The organism is Pedobacter deserti (assembly GCF_024436415.1).
In the GTDB taxonomy this organism is placed as follows: domain Bacteria; phylum Bacteroidota; class Bacteroidia; order Sphingobacteriales; family Sphingobacteriaceae; genus Pedobacter; species Pedobacter faecalis.
In genome coordinates this window covers 62,847-82,434 of record NZ_JAFMZQ010000003.1, presented here as the reverse complement: position 1 = coordinate 82,434, position 19,588 = coordinate 62,847, and the positions used below count along the sequence as shown (strand labels likewise).

The window sequence follows — 19,588 nt, the reverse complement described above, 5'->3', positions numbered from 1 at the left end:
TTTTGCAAAAGCCTGCGTTATAATGTACAATAATTATTCGAAATATCAGTTTACTGTTAAGTTGGGATGCTTGATTAGTTGCGAATAATTTGCTACATTAGAATAAAATCAAATGCCAGATTATATTAGCGTTATCATTACAGGGGTATAAATTTATGAAATTTTATAGGTTAATTGTTCTGTTAATTGTCATTATTGCTGTGGCTCCCGTGCGGGCGCAGGTTAGTGGCATATCAGTAAAAATGCCTGTACTCGGTAAAAATGATACTATCCGTGTAGCCGGAACCAATGTAGACGGCGAAATGATCCCCTGGATCCCGCTTCGGGAAGTAACCATCTACGGCACACGCATCTTCAGGTCCAACGCCGAGCGCGTTGCCTACAACCGCCTCAGATATAACGTTATGAAAGTAATGCCTTATGCGCTGTATGCCAAAAGGCGTTACGAACAGCTTGAACGCGATCTTGCGGTAACGCCCGACAAAAGAGCGCAGAAGAAGCTGGTAAAACAATGTGATAAGGAAATTAAAGACATGTTTAACCGCGAGATCAAGGAACTTACAATCACCCAGGGGCAGATACTGACCAAATTGATCGACCGAGAATTAGGACGGACGACCTACGATATCGTGAAGGAAACCAAGGGCGGAGTTACAGCGTTCCTGTATCAGTCGGTTGCCAGAGTTGTCGGGCACAATTTAAAAAGCACGTACGACCCATCTCAGGAACGCGATATTGAATCCATAATTGTATCTTCGGGCTATTATCAGTAATACTTCGTAAGACACCTTTTAATGAAATTAGATATACTCGTACTCGCAGTCCACCCCGACGATGCTGAGCTCGGATGCTCAGGAACAATTCTTAAACATATAGCACAACAAAAGAAAGTCGGCATTGTCGATTTTACCCGTGGAGAGTTGGGCACCAGAGGCACGGCAGAGACGAGGGACCAGGAAGCTCTTGATTCAGCACAGATACTCGGTTTGCACGCCCGTGAGAACCTCAGGCTTCGCGACGGTTTTTTCAAGAACGATGAACTGCATCAGATCGAAGTCATTAAAATGATCCGTAAGTATCAGCCCGAAATTGTGCTCACCAATGCGCTTGATGACCGGCATCCTGATCATGGCCGTGCCGGCGATCTGGCCAATGATGCCTGTTTCCTTTCCGGTCTTTCCAAAATAGAAACATCATTAGACGGGACAGCACAGTCTGCGTGGCGGCCGTCGCTGGTACTTCAGTACATACAGGACCGGTATATCAAACCGGATATTATTGTCGACATAACCCCGTTTATGGACACCAAAATCGCTGCTATAAAGGCATTTAAAACCCAGTTTTACAATCCTGAGCTCGAGGGCCCCGCAACCTATATCTCTTCACCGGAATTCATGGAAAGCGTTATCTCCAGGGCAAGGGAATTTGGCAAGGCTATAGGCGCAACGTATGCAGAAGGCTTTACCAGCCGTAAGCTGCTCGGCGTAGATGATCTATTCCACTTGCGGTAAACCACTTAAGCCAGCTTTTCTTTCATCCCCAAAATACCCAACAGTCCCCCGGTATGCAGGGCCACAACCGACTCCAATCTGTCAAGACTGCCTTTTATCCGGAGGTCGTCAATGGCAAAAAACATTTTCGCCGTGTACACCGGGTCAATCAATATCCCCTCTGCAGCAACAAACGAGCGGATGTATGCAATCAGATCAGGTGTAGTTTTGGCGTAGCCGCCGAAGTGGTAATTCTCATGAAGCACCAGCTGTTTCAAAGACCCTGTATAACGCAGAATTGCGTCGCTGATGAAGCTGGCCCCTTTCAATACCGGGACAACATGGAGTATCGTTTTCCTGCCCTGGTCATGGATACCTTTAAGCAGGCCCGCTGCCGTTGTGCCTGTGCCGGCCGCACAAAACAGATGTTCAATATTGTCAGGCAGTTCGCCGATGATCTCGCTGCAACCTCGCGCGCCTTCCGCGCCCGCACCGCCTTCATCTACAAAATATGCGTCAGGATCGCCTCCAAAATGCGTCTTAAAAAGATGCGCTTTGTCTCTATAATGCATCCTGTCAGTAAACAACAGTTTCATGCCATACAGTTTGCATAGCACCAGCATCTCATTGTTGACTTCTTCGCCGCGGACAAAAGCGCTGCATTTTAGTCCGTTTGACGCAGCCGCAGCCGCCGTAGCGAGTAAATGATTGGAATAAGCACCCCCGAAGGTTACCAGGTGAGACTTTTCTTCCAGCTCCGCCTTCTCCAGAATATACTTTAGCTTACGCCATTTATTTCCGGAAATAAACGGATCGATCAGGTCGTCCCTTTTTACCAGGATATTTCCCCTCGAGCCATCCCTCAGTCTTTGCAACGGGCTATGTATAATTGCGCACATGACGCAAAGATATAGAGGTCAGCCCCAGCAGAGCTCAGTTTTTAAAATAAATCTGTTTTAGTAGATATGGGAAGAAGTTAAGAATAATTTTAACGTTCTGAGTAAAGTTTTTCATAAGCATGTATTACAGGTAGTATGATGCTTCACAAAAAATAGGCCAGTTTCACATTCCGTTTATGGTTTGTAAAGATTAGCTTTGCATTTAATGAAAAGCATATCTGCACAAGAGACCGAAGACCAGGATCTGTACGAACATCTGAACATTGTTGTTGATAAAGGACAGTCACTGCTGCGTATCGACAAGTTTCTTATGCATCGCGTTGAAAACGCGTCCCGCAACCGCATACAGAACGCTATCGATGCAGGAAATGTGCTTGTGAACAAACAGGCTGTCAAGCCGAGTTACAAGGTCAAGCCCGCCGACGAAATATCCATCGTATTTCCGCACCCTCCCAGAGATACGGAGGTTTACCCGGAAGATATACCCATTGATATAGTATATGAAGACAATGACCTGCTCATCGTCAACAAAACGGCGGGCATGGTTGTGCATCCCGGCTATAACAATTACACCGGCACACTTGTCAACGCACTGACTTTCCATTTTGCCCAGCTGCCGCACCTGCCGGGCAACGAAGGCCGGCCGGGCCTCGTGCATCGGATCGACAAAGACACCTCCGGCCTGCTGCTGATCAGCAAGAACGAGATCACCATGACGAAGCTTGCCAAACAATTTTACGATCATACCATTACGCGGAGGTATGTTGCACTCGTTTGGGGCGATATTGCTGAGAACGGGACAGTTACAGGTTATATAGGCCGCAGTGCCAAAAACCGTATCATCATGGATGTGTACGACGATGAAGAAAAAGGCAAGTGGTCGGTAACACATTATACGGTGCTCGAACGTTTAGGATACGTAACCCTCATAAGCTGCCAGCTTGAGACAGGGCGTACACATCAAATCAGAGCACACATGAAACACATAGGACATCCGCTGTTCAACGATGCAAATTATGGCGGCGACAAGATCTTAAAGGGCACTACCTTCACCAGGTATAAGCAGTTTGTGCAAAACTGCTTCGATCTCCTTCCCCGTCAGGCACTACATGCCCAGGTTCTGGGCTTCATGCATCCGTCCACCAGGAAATACATGGAATTTGAAGCACCGCTGCCGTCCGACTTCAGTGCTGCGCTAGACAAGTGGAGAGATTATAGCGCATATAATGCAGTCAATGGATAGTATGCAGCAGTACATTTTGCACAACGATCAGTTGGTGCCGGCCGGACAGAGCATCTTAACTGCGCAAAACCGTGCCTTCAGGTATGGCGACGGCCTTTTCGAGTCTATGCGTCTTTTGGGCGGCAAACTTATGTTTGCCCAGCAGCATGCCGACAGGCTCAAAGCCGGAATGAAGGCGCTCAAAATAGATGGCTCAGCGCTTATGGACGAATATTTTCTCAAAAGCAAGGTTACAGAGCTGGCCAGGCGAAATAAATTGGAAGGGAATGCAAGGTTCAGGCTTAGCGTTTATCGCGATGGCGAGGGCTTGTATACGCCCGAATCCAATAAGGCGGCTTATGTACTTGAAAGTGCGTCCATATCAGAAGAGGGCTACGAATTAAACAAGAAGGGGCTTATTGTCGATGTATACGACGAGATGACCAAGCCGGTCAATAAACTGTCCAACGTAAAAACAAGCAGTTCGCTGCTCTACGTCATGGCCGGAATCTTCAAGAAGCAGCGAAGGCTCGACGAGGCCTTTATTCTCAATCAGTCAGGTTTTTTATGTGAAAGCATCAGCTCTAACATCTTTGTGGTATATAACGGACAGTTGTTTACACCAGCCCTTTCAGAAGGTTGTGTGTCCGGTATTATGCGGGGGGTGGTCATGGGACTGGCCAAATCGAACGACATAGCCGTAACAGAAGCGCAGATCAATCCCGAAGTCTTGCGGGAAGCTGAGGAAGTTTTTATCACCAACGCTATAGGTGGAATCCGCTGGGTAATGGGCTATGGCAGAAAGCGATATTTCAACGAAATTTCCAAGCTATTAAGCGTCAAACTCAACGAAATGAATGTCGGATAAGTAATCCGATAACCCTGCTACAAGCGGATTCCTCTCAGGAACTCGTCAACCGGCATGCGCTTTTTACCTTCGTACTGCACGTCGGTTAGCCTCACAAAACCATCCTTTGCGGCAAATTTCAGGTAGCTTTTGCCATCAGTCAGAAAACCCCCTGGGGCCAGGCCCGTTTCCTTCGTCTCAACCGCGGAACCGAACACTTTAAGTATTTTGCCGTTTAACATGGTGTATGCCGTGGGGTAGGGGCTCAATCCCCTTATAAGATTGTAAATCTGCTCAGTCGGCTGATTCCAATCGATGAAACAATGCTCTTTAAAGATTTTCGGCGCATGCTTTAAGTCATCGGAAGTAAGCTGTGCTTGTTCACTATAGCTGCCCTCTTCAATTGATCTCACTGTTTTCACCAGCAGTTTTGCACCAACCTCCATAAGTTTATCATGAAGCTGTCCGGCATTGTCATCATCCGCGATGGCCACCTTCTCAGACAAGATCAAGTCGCCCGTGTCGATCTCATGTTTCAGGAAGAAAGTCGTTACGCCACTTTCTTTTTCCCCGTTAATGATGGCATGGTTTATCGGCGCAGCCCCGCGATACTGAGGCAATAAAGAAGCATGCAAATTGATGGTGCCCCTGGACGGCAAGTTCCATACAATTTCCGGAAGCATCCTGAAGGCAACAACCACCTGTAGGTCGGGCTGCAGATCTTTTAGCGCTGCCACAAACGCAGGGTCTTTCAGCTTAACCGGTTGCAGCACATTAAGGCCACGCGCCACGGCAAACTGCTTAACCGCGCTCTCCTGTATTTTTTGCCCCCGTCCCGACGGCTTATCAGGGGCCGTCACCACACCCACTATATCGAAGCCTGCCTCTAAAAGCGCAGCTAAAGAGGCGACGGCAAAATCCGGAGTTCCCATGAAAACTATTCTCATCATCGTATGTTTATGTTAAGCTGCGAGCTAAAAAGCAGGCCGGCATACAAATTAACTAAAAATTGAACGAAATTATCCTCCCCTATGGTGCAAACCTTAGACGAAATTAAGTCGAGCGGACTCTGCTATGTGTCCGATAAAAATCCGGGTATTACCCGGCAAGGTCACCCCGGGAAGTTCTTTTTTACAGATGCCGAGGGCAAAAGGATAAAAGATCAGGAACAGCTCGACCGTATCAAGACCCTGGTCATACCTCCGGCCTGGACTCAAGTCTGGATTGCGCCTGCCGAAAATGCCTATCTGCAGGTAACCGGTATAGACGCGGCGGGAAGAAAGCAGTATAAGTACCACCCCTTGTGGACATCCAGGCGGTCAGACAGTAAATATTTCAGGTTGCTGGAGTTTGGCAAAGCACTTCCCGGAGCGAGGAAGAGCATTGCACGCGATCTCCGCAGGAAAGAGTTCGACGAACGTAAAGTGCTGGCCATCTGTGTTCAGCTCATGATCAAAACCCTGATACGTGTGGGCAATCAAACTTACCAGCAGCTTTATGGTAGTTACGGACTGAGCACGCTTAAAGACAAGCACGTTAAAATAAATGGAAACTCCATGAAGATAAGCTTCGTGGGTAAAAAAGGCGTAAAGCAGGAACTGGCCTTGAACGACCGCACCCTGACCAAACTTGTTAAAAAATGTCGCGATATACCGGGTCAGGATTTATTTCAATACTACACCGAAGGAAAAGAACACAGGGCTATAGATTCCGGAAAGATCAACAATTATATCCGCGAGATCACGGAAAACGATTTTACAGCCAAAGACTTCCGTACATGGGGAGGAACCCTGGAGGCATTCCGCCAACTGGCCCGCTGCTATGTCACCCATACTGAAGTGCCCCGGAAAAAAGTCGTGGTAGAAGTGCTCGATTGCGTGGCGTCCAAGCTGGGAAACACCAGGGCGGTCTGCAAGAGCTCTTATGTGTATCCGCTGCTGCTCGAAGCATTTGAGCACGGCGAACTGGACACTTATCTGAAGAAGATCAACTACAAGCCCACTTCCTCAATATCAGCGATGGAACATGATGAAAAAATACTCATGCAGTTCCTGAAGCGCGCACAAAAGACAGCCATGGCTCAGAAGAAGGCAGCCTAGTCCCCGGGCGCCTTTTTTATGGGATGAACCGGCTGTTCGCCCAGTTCCTTACGTTTCGCCGGATTTTTAAACTCAGGCTCGTCCGCATGATAAACCTCATCTTCCGTTTTTTTTACCACCTGGTCATCGGCCGGTACACTACCTTTCGGAACCTCCTCACGGTAATTGCTGCTCGGCTTTTCGTTCTTCTGTTTTGGTTTCTCGTCCATTCTTTGCTTTTAGGGATACAACAAGTATTTCTTTCGCATTGTTTTGTACCGGCTCAGGCCCGGTTCCCAGCTTGCCCTGATCTCAGCCTCTGTTTTCCCTTCCATAATCTGGTGCCTGAAATCTGAAACACCTACCAAACGTTCAATTACCCCCATCTGCTTGCTCAGCTTGGTGTTAAAGAAATCCTGCTTGTTTGGCGAGGCCTTATACAGTTCCATAAGCCAGCTCAGATTGATCTTCCGTGTGCGCCTGAACTCTTCTACATCATAAGTTCTCAGGTCCAAACCGTAACAAACCTGATCCTGGAATATGGGCGTCTCAGCCATGCCTTTAATACTTCTTGGTGTAAACGAAAAGCTGTATTTCCCTTTCAGGAAAGGCGAACCTATTACGGTGAAGGGATATTGCGTACCCCGACCATGATTTAAATAGGTTCCCTCAAACAAACAGGTTGATGGATAAAGGAGAATCGCCTGACGGGAATTCAGGTTCGGAGAGGGTTTCACCGGGAGGTCATAAGGCGTGTCGTGCGTATAGCCCTCTACTTTAATCACCTTGAGTTTGCATTTAAGCTTGTTGTCGAGCCAGCCTTCCCCGTTCAGCATCCCTGCGTATTCACCAACCGTAAGGCCATGCACAATTGGTATGGGCTTCAGTCCTATACCGCTTACATGCTGCGGTTCAAGAACAGGCCCGTCTACGTAGTAACCGTTAGGATTTGGCCGGTCCAGCACAATCAGTTCCTTATCATTAGCCGCGCAGGCTTCCATCACATATTGCAGGGTGTTGATATACGTGTAGAACCGGACGCCGACGTCCTGTATATCAAAAATTACAATATCCAGGTCGCTCATGTCTGCATCCGTAGGACGGTGATGCTTTCCGTACAGCGAAACCACCTTAATACCTGTTTTCTGATCTATCTCATCTTTCACGCTCAAACCTGCACTGGTATTGCCTCTAAACCCATGTTCAGGTCCAAATATCTTGACGATGTTCAGCCCAAGCGCCCGAAGGCTGTCTACAGTTGTTTGTGCCCCTATAACCGAGGTCTGGTTTAACACCATGCCCACACGTTTCCCTTTCAGCAAGGGTACATAGACCTGCGTTTGCTCAGCGCCGGTCCTCAGTTGCGGCGCTGTCTCTGGCATTACCGAGGCGTCCGCCACCACTTCCTTCGGCTCTGGCGTCGGATTTTTCCTTTCCTCGCCACTGCCCCGGCCATTGCAGCCCTGAACAGAAAGCAGGAACATCAGACCGCCTAAAACCTGCGAAACAAATACCATCATCACTGAACCTTTTTTATTTTAAATATGTTAAATCAAATCATTTGAGCACTTTTGCTAAGTTACAATAAATGGGTAAAGGTTGAACACAGAATATTTCATAGCCAGTCGGGTATCGATTAAATCAGAGCGAACGTTCTCGGTGCTGATCGTGCGGATTGCTATAGCGGGTGTAATGCTCAGTCTGGCCGTGATGATGCTTGCGATCGCCATCATCAAAGGGTTCAAAGGGGAGATCAAGGAAAAGGTACGCGGATACACTGGCGACGTCCGCATATTCAAATTCGATCTCAACAACTCTTTTGAGTTAAGTCCGTTTGCACCTTCGCCGCATACCCTAGCAAGTCTCAAAAACGACCCTAACGTTGATTATTTTCAGTCATACGCCACAAAACCCGGAATTATTACGGCCAATGATGAGATAGAGGGTATAAATTTCAAGGGCATCGATAAAAGCTTTAACTGGAACTATATCAAAAAGCATCTGGTTAGCGGTACTACGATCGACTTTTCAGACAGTGTGAAGGCCATCAGGCAAATTATGATCTCCCAGTTTACGGCCAACAGGCTCAAGCTAAAAACCGGGGATGATTTTATCATGCATTTTGTTCAGGACCCGCCCCGCAGGCGACCCTTTACCGTGGTAGGCATATACAACATTGGTGTAGAGGAGATCGACAAGAACTTTGTGCTGGGCGATCTGAATCTGATCCGCAGGTTAAACAACTGGAGCCCCGACCAGGTAGGCGGCATTGAGGTGCGGCTCAAAGACTTCAGCAAACTTCAGGAAAGCGCGGCCACCATTTATCAAAACCTGGACGTAAAACTGCGATCCGAGTCTGTACAGGAGTACTTTCCGGCCATATTTACCTGGCTATCGCTGCTCGACGTAAATACCGGCATCGTTCTGGCTTTAATGATGATCGTAGGGGTAATAAACATGATCACCGCTTTGCTCATCATTATCCTGGAGCGCACCAATATGATCGGTATGTTAAAGTCATTCGGCATGAGCAATTTCAGCCTGATGAAGATCTTCCTGTACAATGCACTATACCTGGTGGGCATCGGACTGGTTCTTGGTAACATACTCGGTCTGGGCATCGGTTTCCTCCAATACCATACCCATATATTTAAGCTCGATCAGTCCTCGTATTATCTTGCCTATGTACCTATGCAGATAGAACTCCTAGATGTGGTGATATTAAATGTGGCCACCGCCCTCATTTGCCTGCTCGTGCTCATCGTGCCTTCTATGCTGGTAAGCAGAATCAGTCCGCTAAAAGCCATACGTTTCAAATAGCACCCTAAAACAAAAGCATCCCAGCGCGGTTTCTATATTGCTTATTTAAACCGTATGCCAGAGGGACCCTCTATCGTCATTTTGAAAGAACTGGTTCAGGAACTCCACCTGGAAGGAACCAAGGTTATTGCTGTGAGCGGGAACACCAGTATCGATAAAGAACGCATGGTGGGGCAAACTTTGAGGGGCTTTGCCAGTTGGGGCAAGCATTTTCTGGTTTGTTTCGGCGACTTCAGCTTACGTGTTCACTTTATGCTGTTCGGTACCTATCGCATCAACGAGCGTAAAGACACGCCGGCGCGTTTGTCGCTCCAGTTTGAACAGGCAGAGATCAATTTCTACGCCTGCTCACTGGCCATCATAGAAGGCGATTTGAACGAAGTTTATGATTGGTCGGCCGACGTGATGTCGCCCGCCTGGGACGAAGACGCAGCACTCGAAAAGCTCAAAGCCCGGCCTTCGCTGCTGGCCTGCGATGCCTTGCTCGACCAGCAGATCTTCTCTGGATCGGGAAACATCATCAAGAACGAAGTCCTGTACCGCACAGGGATTCATCCGCTCAGCACGATGCGGGCTATACCGGGCAATAAGCTCGCAGAAATGGTGGCCCAAACCCGGATATACAGTTTCGATTTTCTTCGCTGGAAGAAAGAATATACCTTAAAAAAACACTGGCTTGCCCATACCAGGCGCAGCTGCAAGCGGTGTAACCTTCCCATGCATAAGGAATATCTTGGTAAGACCCGGCGGCGCAGTTTTTTCTGTACCAACTGCCAGCAATTGTATATCTGAGCCTCCCGGGGCAAACAATTCCGTATTTCCAGAAGTTATACCATCAAGAACACATCATATGGCAGATTTAAGTGTACAACCCAAAAGAAAAAGTAATTTCTGGCTTTGGGTGATTATTATTTTCATCATCGGCGCCTTGCTCTTTTTCTTTTTAAACCGCGACAATACGGAAACATCAGATCGCATCGTAGATCCGGATACCCTCGTCCAGTAATACGATACTTTGCTTATCTTCACGGTATGATAAGATTGAATCAAGATACCCCGGCCAGTGTGCTGGATGAGGTTAAAAAGGGGGATCTGGTGACAGATACCTTCAGCAAAACCGGCCTGGTTGAAGAAATCGTTGTAGGCGATGACGGTCTGCACAAAACTTACCAGTTTCATCTCGTTACCGGGAGGACAATCACCATTAAAATATAATACGGACCATTCCCATACCTGGTAGCAGGTGAGAGCGCCTTGCTACCACTATGACACTGCCATGAGTCCGCCTTTTTTCTGGGAAAAGGCGGACTCACCCCGGACTCATGGCGGACTCACTGCGGACTCACATGCTTCCAAGTGGCCACTTGGGTCAGACGGTTTTGCAATCCGGGTCAAACAAAAGCATCATCTTTTTTATTTAAGGTATGCTATGGGATATTTAAACAATATGAGAAGATACAAAACAACAGCCGCTATTTTTGCGCTGTTTATGCTGTTCGCAGTGCAGGCCTGCAAGAAGAGCCGGTCAGACATCGGGAAGGTTTTCTTTGATGAAACGAAAAACAGGATTTTTAAAAAGGTTGAAGCGGAAACCTTCGCTCAGGTCTTCAAGCAAACGCTAGAGGAGAAACGAGGCAGTCTCCGCAATCCAAAGCTGATCAGCGCGTTTTATGAGACGAACGATTATGATCCGGTGCTGATGATGAAGCACATGCCCGAGGAGAACGTTAAGGCATTCGCGGAAAGGCTGGGCAAAGCCGAAGAGCATGGCCTGGCCCCGGAAATGTTCGATGCGGCGCATATCAGCAGCTTGGTGAACAAAGTTTACGATAAAAAAGCCATTAAGTCGGTCGACGAGGCCTACAGGACTATTGCCGAACTGGAACTGGCTACGGCCAACTCCCTGATCGACTACAGCAATGCTTTGCAATACGGGATTATTAGTCCGCGTCGCATCTACGCCCGTTACTTTACCGAAACCAAGCGGCCCGACAGTGTGTCTATGAGCCAGGTGTGGAAGGTAGATGACCTGAAAACCTTCCTCGACAGTATACAGCCTAAGGCTGAAGGGTATCAGACCCTGCAGAAAGCGCTGGTGAGCGGAGTGACTGCGCCGGGCATGACAGCGGAAGAAACGAAGCGGATTTTGCAGGTCAACCTCGAGCGCCTGCGCTGGAAGAACCGTGAGGATGCTAAAAAGATGGTGGTGGTAAATATCCCCGATTTCAGGCTCGATGTGCTGGAAAATGGAAAATCTGTTTTGAACATGAAGGTTTGCGTAGGCGAGGGCCGTGAAGTTGACCCCACGCAATTGCGGGAGTATGATGAAAACGATTTGAAGAAAGACCGGCCGTTTAGTCGCGAGACGCCGCAACTGGCCAGTTTGATACACAGTGTACAGGTAAACCCGGTATGGAACATACCTAAAAGTATTGCCACCAATGAAATTTCCAAGCATGCTGCGGCTGATCCTTACTACCTCGCGAACCAGGGTATTGACGTGTATCAGAATGGTGAACGTATCGAGGATCCTGAGTTAATTGACTGGAGCGATCCGGAGGCGGGTACTAAATACAGCTTTAAACAACGACCAGGCGATGCAAACGCTTTGGGCAAGATCAAGTTTCTGTTCAAGAACGGCAGTTCCGTGTACCTGCACGATACTCCGGCTAAGGCAGCTTTTAGTCTGGCCAACCGTGCGGTGAGCCATGGTTGCGTGCGTGTAGAAAAACCATTGGAACTTGCTAAGGCACTTTTCGGCAATGGCGCTAAATATGAAACCATCGCCAGAGAGATGCAGAATGAGGGTAACCCCGAAGCCAAAGATATTGCACTGCCGGAAAAAGTCCCTGTACACCTGACCTACAAAACGGCCTGGGCCGATGAAGGCGGCAAGGTTCAGTTCCGTAAGGACGTGTACGGACTGGATGTGGTGCTGTATTCGTACCTCAGCAAGATGCAGGAAAAGCGTAAGGCTTAGTCCAGGCTCGCTGCGGATACCTCGGACGAAAGGTTCTGCGCACTGGCGAAAAGAGCTGCAGCCTGGGTATCAAGATACTTAGACTGGTAGTTCTGTTCACTTGAATTGATAAACAAAACGGTTTTCCCTTCAATGGCGTCAATCACTTTGTTTGTCAGTTCAGGTGCCACTGCCGGACATCCATGGCTTCGGCCCAAACGGCCCAGCGCATTTATGGTACCCTGACTCACATAGTCGGCGCCATGTACAACGATGGCCCTGCTGCGGGCATTGGAGTTAAAGCCTGCATCCATACCATCCAAACGTAAAGAACGGCCGTGCTGCCCGCGATAAATCTCGCCGGTAACATAAAAACCTAAACTGCTCTGGTGCGAGTTGCTCCTGTTTGAAAAGGCATTAGCTTTATCGTTTCCGCTTCCTTGTCCGTGCGCAACCCAGGTATTCAGCAGAAGTGACCCCTTGTCCAGGTCAACGATCCACAAACGTTTTTTTGTACTGCTCATGTCAAAGTCAGCAATGGTAAGGACGGATTTGTCTTTGCTCAGCTTCCCTGAATTTTTAAGGTTGTAAAAGCCTGTAACGGCTTTCTCGAATACCGGAAGACTTAAACCAGCCTCGGCAAGATGCGCAAGGTCGTATACGCGCTTCAGATAGGTTTGATACCTTGAAGTTTCTGTTTCCATCAGGTTCCCGGAAGCAGTGTCTTTACCTGCTGTCTGTACATTAAGGGTGGTACCTGAGGTGTCAATGCCTGCGGAAGCTGCTTTTTCGGGACTGGCTGTCCAGCTGATAAACGTTAAAGCGATGGTTGTAACCAATAATCCTGCTCCTCCTAAAATCTCTCTTCTCATACTCATTTGGTTAAAAGCGTTAGCTTGTGATATTATACGTTAAATAATTCGCATTCGTATGTACGAATAGAATTGTTTTCGTTTTCTGTAACCTTGTTGATACAAATATAACGAAAACAATTCTAACTTAAAAACTTTATTTGCAAGCTATTACGCTTATATGACTTAAGCCTTGCCCATATAAGGGTCAGTAAAACTATCCTTGAGCAGCTCTACATGGCCTCCGTAATGCCGGATAAAACCGGGATGTTGGTCTACCGTTACGTTGATGTCGTACCAGTGGTGCGCCTTGCTTAAATCGAAGCTAAGCAGCAATTCTTTCTGGCCTTTCTTCATGCTTACCTTACGGTTAGCGATGTTATACATAGCGTCGGAAATATTCAGGCTTAGGGCTGCTCCTGCCTCGGTACGCGTGGCCCGCAGTATTACGCCACCGGTAGGCCGGTTGCGGTTGTCGCGTTCGTACAACAGGTTTATAAGAAGGCCGGGGTCCTGGGCATTTCCGGTATACCTGCGGTAGAATCCGTTGACGCTATACACCTGCAGGTCGTACGCCTGTTCCCGGAAACCCTCCAAGCGCCACTGATGGCTGAGCGTATCTCCCGCCGCGGCGGTAAAAGGCCATTGTCGCCCATTGCCGTAAACAAGGAAACTGCCGGCGCTGGAGCGCTTGCCAAAAAAAGTAATGCCCGCTGTAAAGCGAAGTTCTATTGCGCTGCGGTCCTTAGTCAACGCCGCTTCTGCATACAGTTCGTACGGAATGGCGCTGGCAGGTTTAATGCCGGGCTCCTGCCGGGGCAGGAGCAGACTCTTCATTGGGTTTTTAATTATATCAGTAATCTCCGCATCGCTGAGCTTTTTAAAGCCGTCGGGCAGCTTTGCAAATTTAGCCTTGTGAATCTGCTCAATGAAGGGAATGCGTTTTAAACGCGAGGGACCTTTAAGCACCTCCCCATGATAGGGCCTGAATACAGAACTCAGGTCGCCACAAACACTGCGTCGCCAGGAACTTATGTTCTCTTCCCGGATAAGTTTCCCGGTTTTATGCTGAAGAAACTTCTCCAGGAACTGTATGTTCGAGGTGTGGTCAAAGACTTCCGAATTCACATAGCCGCCGCGGGTCCAAGGCGATACCACCACCATAGGTACACGGAAACCTAAACCTATCGGACTTTTACGGCTCGTTTGGCCCTCGCCTGCATACTCTGTACTGATGTCGAGCGAATCAGACACCCGGCCGCTTTCTTTGTCCTCCGGATCAGGCGCAACAAAGGGCGGCATATGGTCGAAATAGCCATCGTTCTCGTCATAGGTCAGCACAAAGATGGTTTTCTTCCAGACCTCCGGATTCTTGGTAAGGATGTCTATAGCTTCGGACAAGTACCATGCACCATACCAGGGTGCACCGGGATGATCGGAGAAATTGCAGGGCGCCACCAGCCAGGAGACTGTTGGAAGCCTGCCGGCATCAACATCGGCCCGGAACTGATGAAACACATCTCCTTTAGGAATACGTACGGTCCGTGACACGCCATTATCGTCGTACGTGATGGTTTCCAGCGTATGGTAGTCCGGATCTGCCCGGTTGGTAACAAAAGCCCGTTTATGCAAGTCCTGCTGCTCAGCACTGAGCGAGCTTAAGGGGTTTTGCTCCAGAAAGATGATGCGCTCGCTGATCTCATCGAGTTTTTTCTGAGCGCTGGCGTCGGGTTTGTCTTTAAGCTGCGCTTCGATCCTGGCCTTGCTTTGCCGCAGGTAGACCAGATGTTCAGGATGACGGCGGACATGGTACTGCTTAAAAAACTCCAGGTCATTGTCCGTAAAGTTCGCCAGCCAGCTCTCTGCTTCACCCTCGAGATCGGTGCCCACACTGAGTTCATTCTGGTATACCTTCCAGTCGACCCCATGTTCCGACAACCGTTCGGGATAGGTCTTCCATGATACGCGTTCCGGGCCGTCTATATCGCCGTTTGAGATATGCGGTTTAGACCGGGCGTTTTGTTCCGGGCGTATCGTGCCGGTCCAGAAAAAGCAGCGGTTGGAGCTGGTACCCGTTAGCGAAGAGCAGAAATGGTGATCGCATACGGTAAACGCATCCGCGAGCGCATAATGAAAAGGAATATCGTCCCTGTTATAATACCCCATGGTGAGGGGCATATCTGCATAATCCTTGTTGCCCGGACGCTTCGCCTCGAGCCATCCATCATGAAGGCCCTTATTCCTTGCATCTACCTGGTTTTCCCAGGAGTGGGGCAGGTCACTCATCCAGGTCGCCCTGGTATCTTTAATATTAAGCCGGAAAGGCGTGTACGTCTCGCCCTTTTTATTGCGCTGCAACCAAACGGGATAGTCGTTGGCCAGCCGTATAGCACGGGGATTATTAAAGCCGCGGACGCCCTTAAGTGTGCCGAAGGTATGGTCGAAAGACCGGTTCTCCTGCATCAGGAAGACCACGTGTTCTGCATCCAGATAGGTGCTGCCCGGTACAGGGTTTATAGCAAGGGCTTTTTGAATGGAATCTGGAAGTATCCCGGCCAGTCCGATGCTCCCGGTAAGGAGGGAAGCTTTTTTAATAAAGTCTCGTCGTTGCTGCATGGCTAAATATACAAGTGTTTCTGTTAAATTTGCATCGTCGGGCAACGAAGGCCGGCGTCCTTAAACATTCAGCATGCAGGAATCGTTAGAAAAGTTAAAATTGAGCAAGCCCCTTATCCGGGCCATGCAGGAGGCGGGATATGAGTCGGCCACAGCCATTCAGGCAAAAACGCTGAAACGCATTGCCGGCGGGCAGGACCTGGTTGCGCTGGCTCCGGACGGGAGCGGAAAAACTACTGCATATGTGATGGGTGTGCTGGCACAGATCAGATACACCGAAGATGAGGCTCCTAAGATCCTGGTGCTGGTACCCGATGAGGTACGCGGAGGGGAAGTGGTACAGCAATTCAAGCTGCTGAGCCAGCGTCGCGACCTCCGGGTGATGATGCTTTCCGACGCTGTTTCGCTCGACGATGAGATCGATGAACTTTCTGCCGGAACCGATATTGTGATAGCTACACCTAAACGGGCAAGAGCCGTTTACCTGAAGCTGGGGTTGAACCTGAATAAACTCCAGATGTTTATTGCGGACGACGCAGATGAACTGATGGCCAAAGGATTGCAGCTGCAGGTTTTTGAACTTGCCAGAAGTTCAGGGAAGTGCCAGCACCTGTTCTTTGCGCAGTCGTTTCACCCTAAGCTAAACCGGATTGTCGACGAGTTCATGAATTTTCCGGCCGTTATAGAAGCAGAATAGGGGTATTATAGTTTTTTAGCCTCGTTCCAATAGACGTCCATTTCAGCGAGTGTCATGTCCTGAAGTGCTTTGCCTTGTTCTTTCGCTTTCGACTCCAGGTACTGGAAACGCTTTATAAATTTCTTGTTGGTTTTTTCCAGTGCATTTTCCGGATTGATGTTTACAAATCTCGCATAGTTGATCAGCGAGAACAGCAGGTCGCCAAATTCTGATTCGGCCTTGTCGAGGTCAATGTCTTTTTGATCGGCACCGTTATATTCGTCTTTAAATTCCTGGAGTTCTTCCTCAACCTTTTGCCAAACCTGTTCTTTATTGTCCCAGTCGAACCCTACGCCCCGGGCTTTTTCCTGAATACGGCTTGCCTTTACCAAAGATGGGAGTCCGGCCGGCACACCGGCAAGCACAGACTTGTTGCCCTCTTTTAGTTTCAGTTTCTCCCAGTTTCGCTTCACGTCCTGCTCATCCTGAACATTTACATCCCCATAAATATGCGGATGGCGGTTCACGAGCTTATCGCACACACTATTGAGCACATCAACAACATCGAATTGCTTGGTTTCCGACGCTATCCGGGCATAAAAGACCAGATGCATCATGACATCGCCCAGTTCCTTCTTAACCTCGTCGAGGTTGCCCTCAAGGATAGCGTCAGAAAGTTCGTAAGTCTCCTCGATGGTCAGATGCCGCAAGGTTTCCATGGTCTGCTTTTTATCCCAGGGGCATTCCGTACGCAGGGTATCTATAACGGTGAGCAGGCGCTGAAACGCAGAGCTTGGATCAGTAGCGGTTGGCGGAGGTATATGATTTGGCATATGACAGTTTAATTTTTTATGGCGCGAAGCATTTCCCGCTTACCGGGCGCGCCAGGGAGTTTTTCAATATCGAACCCTAGGCTTTTAAGGGCACGTTTCAGTTTGCCTGTAATGGCATAAGTTACAAAGATGCCGCCGGGCTTCAAAAACCGGCAGGCATGTGCGATGATCTCATCGGTCCACATTTCAGGCTGGTGTTGTACAGAAAACGCATCGTAATACAGCAGATCGAATAATGTGGTAGGTTCGTACCTGTGAAGATAGGTATGATGAATTTTGAGGCGCTGTGCGGGTATGATTTCTACGCTTTGCTGTAAAGCTTTTCCATAGTTCAGCAGCATGCTTTGCCAGAGTTCCGAAGGCACATAAGCACCGTAGCCAGTTAGTTCAAGCTCTTCCGCGCGTAAAGGAAAAGCCTCCAGGGCTACATAATTTAACGGTACACCGGCCTCATGGGCAGTCGCGGCACTGAGTAAGAAATTAAGGCCGGTGCCGAAGCCTACTTCAAGGATGGAAATCTCCCGACCTGGGAAGCGCTCGATGGCATGGTTCAGGCCCGCATCAACAAATACATGCCTGCTTTCCTGCAGTGCGCCGTGTTTGGAATGATAGTGTTCACCAATGCTCTCACTGTAAAGGGTATTCGAACCGTCGGCCGTCTGCGTAATCCTGTTCATCTTTGCAAACTTATAAAATGTGCATGAGGGTTTCACGAATAAGTTTAACTTTAGGAGTTTCAACGCACGTTATGGATATTGAAACATTCAGAGATCATTGTCTGGCACTGCCGGGGACAACCGAAGGCATGAAATGGGACCACCTCTGCTTTATGCTGGAGGAAAAGATATTCGTGCTGGTTTTGCTTGAGGACGGACATTTTTGTATGAAATGCAATCCCGAAGAGTTCGACGCTCTGGCCGCCCGCCCGGGCATCAGGCAGGCTCCGCATTTTGCCAGGAGGCAGTGGATTGAGGTAGAGGGGCTGGAGGTGATGCCCGATCAGGAACTCCTGAAGCGCGTAAAGGAGTCGCGGGAGCTGGTATTAATTAAATTGTCAAAAAAACTGCAACAGAAATATGCATAACAGTATCAAGGTTAAAATATACATGCTTTTTGCCGGAATCACGGCGATGTTGAGTGGTGCGTTCAGCAGCGGATATGCCCAGAGCTCCGGTAAACCGCTAAGACTCGCGGTAGCAGGTACGGCGCATGGGCATGTGCCGTGGATATTGAACAGGAAGGGTAAAACAGACGTGGAGCTTGTGGGCATTTTTGAACCTGTAAAGGCGCTGGCGGAAAAACGGGCAAACAGTTACAAGCTCGATCCGAAGCTTTTCTATTCAGACCTCGGCAAAATGCTCGACGAAGTGAAACCGGAAGCTGTCGTGGCCTTCGGATCTGTGTTCGATCACCTTATGGTGGTGGAGGCTTGCGCGCCCCGCGGCATCCACGTGATGGTGGAGAAACCACTTGCAGCAAGTCTGGCCCATGCCCGCAAAATGGAAACGCTGGCTAAAAAGCACAAGATTCATTTGCTGACGAATTTCGAGACCTCATGGTACCCAAGCACGGCTAAGGCCTATCAGCTGGTCAACGACAGCAACTATGTAGGCCGGATCAGAAAAGTGGTTGTACACGATGGTCACCAAGGCCCGAGAGAGATTGGCGTAGGGCAGGAATTCTTCGATTTCCTTACCGATCCGGTAGGCAATGGTGGCGGTGCGCTGGTAGATTTCGGTTGTTACGGTGCAAACCTGATGACCAACCTGATGAAAGGCCAGGAGCCGGTATCGGTTACAGCGGTTACACGACAGTATAAACCGGAGATCTATCCTAAGGTGGAAGACGACGCTACCATCATTGTGAACTATCCAGATGCGCAATGCATCATCCAGGCCTCTTGGAACTGGCCGTTTAACCGGAAGGACATGGAAGTTTACGGCGAGACCGGATATGTGATCACGGTCGACCAAAGCAATATGAGGATCAGGGCCAAAAATGACCGGAAAGAGCAGGCTATGGCGGTAACAACGAAAGAGATGCCGGTGTATGAAGATCCGTTTGCTTACCTGGCAGATGTACTTAAGGGTAAAATAAAAGATCCGGACTTTGGTCTGTATGCTTTAGAAAACAATATGACGGTAGTCAGGATCCTCGAAGCGGCAAAAGAGTCTGCCCGTACAGGTAAGACTGTACCATTCAAAAGGTAGGATATTACTTGTTAAACCAGCAGTAGATCTTTGTGATCCCAAGCCTTCTCATGATGTTGCCCGTTACAGAAAAAACATTTATCGTTT

General features: G+C 48.7%; 21 protein-coding genes. 13 read left to right on the top strand and 8 right to left on the bottom strand.

Annotated elements, in window-relative coordinates:
• The first annotated feature begins 155 nt into the window (after positions 1–155).
• Together J3P40_RS17585 and bshB1 are read left to right on the top strand one after the other, a co-directional pair.
• On the top strand, positions 156–773 hold the full coding sequence (locus J3P40_RS17585) for a DUF4294 domain-containing protein (protein WP_256007585.1): 618 nt from the start codon (positions 156–158) through the stop codon (positions 771–773).
• Positions 774–794: 21 nt separating this feature from the next.
• Positions 795–1,511 carry a bacillithiol biosynthesis deacetylase BshB1 gene (gene bshB1 / locus J3P40_RS17580; protein ID WP_256007584.1) on the top strand — a complete coding sequence of 239 codons (717 nt, stop codon included), beginning with the start codon at positions 795–797 and terminating at the stop codon, positions 1,509–1,511.
• A gap of 5 nt (positions 1,512–1,516) precedes the next feature.
• Here bshB1 and J3P40_RS17575 read toward each other — a convergent pair whose 3' ends face one another.
• A complete protein-coding gene (locus J3P40_RS17575) occupies positions 1,517–2,365 on the bottom strand; it encodes a 1-aminocyclopropane-1-carboxylate deaminase/D-cysteine desulfhydrase (RefSeq protein WP_256007583.1) in 849 nt (282 codons plus the stop codon).
• Positions 2,366–2,594: 229 nt separating this feature from the next.
• Here J3P40_RS17575 and J3P40_RS17570 point away from each other — a divergent pair, with 229 nt between their 5' ends.
• Together J3P40_RS17570 and J3P40_RS17565 are read left to right on the top strand one after the other, a co-directional pair.
• Positions 2,595–3,632 (top strand): RluA family pseudouridine synthase, encoded by a 1,038-nt coding sequence (locus J3P40_RS17570; protein WP_256007582.1) that lies wholly within the window; start codon positions 2,595–2,597, stop codon positions 3,630–3,632.
• A gap of 1 nt (position 3,633) precedes the next feature.
• On the top strand, positions 3,634–4,479 hold the full coding sequence (locus J3P40_RS17565) for an aminotransferase class IV (protein WP_256007581.1): 846 nt from the start codon (positions 3,634–3,636) through the stop codon (positions 4,477–4,479).
• A 17-nt stretch (positions 4,480–4,496) separates the two neighbouring features.
• On the opposite strand, the gene fmt is transcribed toward J3P40_RS17565, so the two are convergent.
• Positions 4,497–5,408, bottom strand: a complete 912-nt coding sequence (gene fmt, locus J3P40_RS17560; protein WP_505558760.1) for a methionyl-tRNA formyltransferase — start codon at positions 5,406–5,408, stop codon at positions 4,497–4,499.
• An 81-nt stretch (positions 5,409–5,489) separates the two neighbouring features.
• Here fmt and J3P40_RS17555 point away from each other — a divergent pair, with 81 nt between their 5' ends.
• On the top strand, positions 5,490–6,557 hold the full coding sequence (locus tag J3P40_RS17555; RefSeq protein WP_256007580.1) for a DNA topoisomerase IB: 1,068 nt from the start codon (positions 5,490–5,492) through the stop codon (positions 6,555–6,557).
• Here J3P40_RS17555 and J3P40_RS17550 read toward each other — a convergent pair.
• Entirely contained in the window at positions 6,554–6,766 is a 213-nt protein-coding gene (locus J3P40_RS17550) for a hypothetical protein (RefSeq protein ID WP_256007579.1), read from the bottom strand. The two genes, J3P40_RS17555 and J3P40_RS17550, sit on opposite strands and share 4 nt — an antisense overlap.
• A gap of 9 nt (positions 6,767–6,775) precedes the next feature.
• On the bottom strand, positions 6,776–7,918 hold the full coding sequence (locus J3P40_RS17545; RefSeq protein WP_256007617.1) for an exo-beta-N-acetylmuramidase NamZ family protein: 1,143 nt from the start codon (positions 7,916–7,918) through the stop codon (positions 6,776–6,778).
• Positions 7,919–8,135: 217 nt separating this feature from the next.
• On the opposite strand from J3P40_RS17545, the gene J3P40_RS17540 reads away from it, so the two are divergent.
• The 5 genes from J3P40_RS17540 to J3P40_RS17520 all read left to right on the top strand — a co-directional run bounded on the left by J3P40_RS17540 (position 8,136) and on the right by J3P40_RS17520 (position 12,336).
• Positions 8,136–9,356 carry an ABC transporter permease gene (locus J3P40_RS17540; RefSeq protein WP_256007578.1) on the top strand — a complete coding sequence of 407 codons (1,221 nt, stop codon included), beginning with the start codon at positions 8,136–8,138 and terminating at the stop codon, positions 9,354–9,356.
• A gap of 54 nt (positions 9,357–9,410) precedes the next feature.
• The gene (locus J3P40_RS17535) at positions 9,411–10,148 is read left to right on the top strand and encodes a DNA-formamidopyrimidine glycosylase family protein (protein WP_256007577.1); all 738 of its coding nucleotides are present in this window, start codon (positions 9,411–9,413) and stop codon (positions 10,146–10,148) included.
• 58 nt (positions 10,149–10,206) lie between these two features.
• Positions 10,207–10,362 (top strand): hypothetical protein, encoded by a 156-nt coding sequence (locus J3P40_RS17530; RefSeq protein WP_256007576.1) that lies wholly within the window; start codon positions 10,207–10,209, stop codon positions 10,360–10,362.
• A 26-nt stretch (positions 10,363–10,388) separates the two neighbouring features.
• Positions 10,389–10,571 (top strand): hypothetical protein, encoded by a 183-nt coding sequence (locus J3P40_RS17525; protein WP_256007575.1) that lies wholly within the window; start codon positions 10,389–10,391, stop codon positions 10,569–10,571.
• A 232-nt stretch (positions 10,572–10,803) separates the two neighbouring features.
• Positions 10,804–12,336: a L,D-transpeptidase family protein gene (locus tag J3P40_RS17520; protein WP_256007574.1), complete on the top strand. Its 1,533-nt coding sequence runs from the start codon at positions 10,804–10,806 to the stop codon at positions 12,334–12,336.
• On the opposite strand, the gene J3P40_RS17515 is transcribed toward J3P40_RS17520, so the two are convergent.
• Together J3P40_RS17515 and J3P40_RS17510 are read right to left on the bottom strand one after the other, a co-directional pair.
• On the bottom strand, positions 12,333–13,187 hold the full coding sequence (locus J3P40_RS17515; RefSeq protein WP_256007573.1) for a murein L,D-transpeptidase catalytic domain family protein: 855 nt from the start codon (positions 13,185–13,187) through the stop codon (positions 12,333–12,335). The genes J3P40_RS17520 and J3P40_RS17515 overlap by 4 nt on opposite strands.
• 165 nt (positions 13,188–13,352) lie before the next feature.
• Positions 13,353–15,782 carry a phosphocholine-specific phospholipase C gene (locus J3P40_RS17510; protein WP_256007572.1) on the bottom strand — a complete coding sequence of 810 codons (2,430 nt, stop codon included), beginning with the start codon at positions 15,780–15,782 and terminating at the stop codon, positions 13,353–13,355.
• A 73-nt stretch (positions 15,783–15,855) separates the two neighbouring features.
• Here J3P40_RS17510 and J3P40_RS17505 point away from each other — a divergent pair, with 73 nt between their 5' ends.
• The gene (locus J3P40_RS17505) at positions 15,856–16,479 is read left to right on the top strand and encodes a DEAD/DEAH box helicase (RefSeq protein WP_256007571.1); all 624 of its coding nucleotides are present in this window, start codon (positions 15,856–15,858) and stop codon (positions 16,477–16,479) included.
• A gap of 5 nt (positions 16,480–16,484) precedes the next feature.
• Here J3P40_RS17505 and mazG read toward each other — a convergent pair whose 3' ends face one another.
• A complete protein-coding gene (gene mazG / locus J3P40_RS17500) occupies positions 16,485–17,291 on the bottom strand; it encodes a nucleoside triphosphate pyrophosphohydrolase (RefSeq protein WP_256007570.1) in 807 nt (268 codons plus the stop codon).
• Positions 17,292–17,299: 8 nt separating this feature from the next.
• Complete coding sequence (gene mnmC2 / locus J3P40_RS17495; RefSeq protein WP_256007569.1) at positions 17,300–17,968, bottom strand: tRNA (5-methylaminomethyl-2-thiouridine)(34)-methyltransferase MnmC2; 669 nt, start codon at positions 17,966–17,968, stop codon at positions 17,300–17,302.
• Between the two features lie 71 nt (positions 17,969–18,039).
• On the opposite strand from mnmC2, the gene J3P40_RS17490 reads away from it, so the two are divergent.
• Together J3P40_RS17490 and J3P40_RS17485 are read left to right on the top strand one after the other, a co-directional pair.
• On the top strand, positions 18,040–18,375 hold the full coding sequence (locus J3P40_RS17490; protein WP_256007568.1) for an MmcQ/YjbR family DNA-binding protein: 336 nt from the start codon (positions 18,040–18,042) through the stop codon (positions 18,373–18,375).
• Positions 18,368–19,501, top strand: coding sequence for a Gfo/Idh/MocA family protein (locus tag J3P40_RS17485; RefSeq protein WP_256007567.1), 1,134 nt, complete (start codon positions 18,368–18,370; stop codon positions 19,499–19,501). The genes J3P40_RS17490 and J3P40_RS17485 overlap by 8 nt, the downstream gene beginning before the upstream one ends.
• Positions 19,502–19,588: the final 87 nt, after the last annotated feature.

What these genes read in the sequence shown, in the direction of transcription:
- J3P40_RS17565 (WP_256007581.1), top strand. Translation starts at nt 3,634, where the DNA reads ATGCAGCAGTACATTTTGCACAACGATCAGTTGGTGCCGGCCGGACAG.
- bshB1 (WP_256007584.1), top strand. Translation starts at nt 795, where the DNA reads ATGAAATTAGATATACTCGTACTCGCAGTCCACCCCGACGATGCTGAG.
- J3P40_RS17505 (WP_256007571.1), top strand. Translation starts at nt 15,856, where the DNA reads ATGCAGGAATCGTTAGAAAAGTTAAAATTGAGCAAGCCCCTTATCCGG.
- J3P40_RS17515 (WP_256007573.1), bottom strand. Translation starts at nt 13,187, where the DNA reads ATGAGAAGAGAGATTTTAGGAGGAGCAGGATTATTGGTTACAACCATC.
- fmt (WP_505558760.1), bottom strand. Translation starts at nt 5,408, where the DNA reads ATGATGAGAATAGTTTTCATGGGAACTCCGGATTTTGCCGTCGCCTCT.
- J3P40_RS17550 (WP_256007579.1), bottom strand. Translation starts at nt 6,766, where the DNA reads ATGGACGAGAAACCAAAACAGAAGAACGAAAAGCCGAGCAGCAATTAC.
- J3P40_RS17535 (WP_256007577.1), top strand. Translation starts at nt 9,411, where the DNA reads ATGCCAGAGGGACCCTCTATCGTCATTTTGAAAGAACTGGTTCAGGAA.
- J3P40_RS17585 (WP_256007585.1), top strand. Translation starts at nt 156, where the DNA reads ATGAAATTTTATAGGTTAATTGTTCTGTTAATTGTCATTATTGCTGTG.
- J3P40_RS17545 (WP_256007617.1), bottom strand. Translation starts at nt 7,918, where the DNA reads ATGCCAGAGACAGCGCCGCAACTGAGGACCGGCGCTGAGCAAACGCAG.
- mnmC2 (WP_256007569.1), bottom strand. Translation starts at nt 17,968, where the DNA reads ATGAACAGGATTACGCAGACGGCCGACGGTTCGAATACCCTTTACAGT.
- J3P40_RS17530 (WP_256007576.1), top strand. Translation starts at nt 10,207, where the DNA reads ATGGCAGATTTAAGTGTACAACCCAAAAGAAAAAGTAATTTCTGGCTT.
- mazG (WP_256007570.1), bottom strand. Translation starts at nt 17,291, where the DNA reads ATGCCAAATCATATACCTCCGCCAACCGCTACTGATCCAAGCTCTGCG.
- J3P40_RS17570 (WP_256007582.1), top strand. Translation starts at nt 2,595, where the DNA reads ATGAAAAGCATATCTGCACAAGAGACCGAAGACCAGGATCTGTACGAA.
- J3P40_RS17555 (WP_256007580.1), top strand. Translation starts at nt 5,490, where the DNA reads ATGGTGCAAACCTTAGACGAAATTAAGTCGAGCGGACTCTGCTATGTG.
- J3P40_RS17525 (WP_256007575.1), top strand. Translation starts at nt 10,389, where the DNA reads ATGATAAGATTGAATCAAGATACCCCGGCCAGTGTGCTGGATGAGGTT.
- J3P40_RS17490 (WP_256007568.1), top strand. Translation starts at nt 18,040, where the DNA reads ATGGATATTGAAACATTCAGAGATCATTGTCTGGCACTGCCGGGGACA.
- J3P40_RS17520 (WP_256007574.1), top strand. Translation starts at nt 10,804, where the DNA reads ATGAGAAGATACAAAACAACAGCCGCTATTTTTGCGCTGTTTATGCTG.
- J3P40_RS17485 (WP_256007567.1), top strand. Translation starts at nt 18,368, where the DNA reads ATGCATAACAGTATCAAGGTTAAAATATACATGCTTTTTGCCGGAATC.
- J3P40_RS17510 (WP_256007572.1), bottom strand. Translation starts at nt 15,782, where the DNA reads ATGCAGCAACGACGAGACTTTATTAAAAAAGCTTCCCTCCTTACCGGG.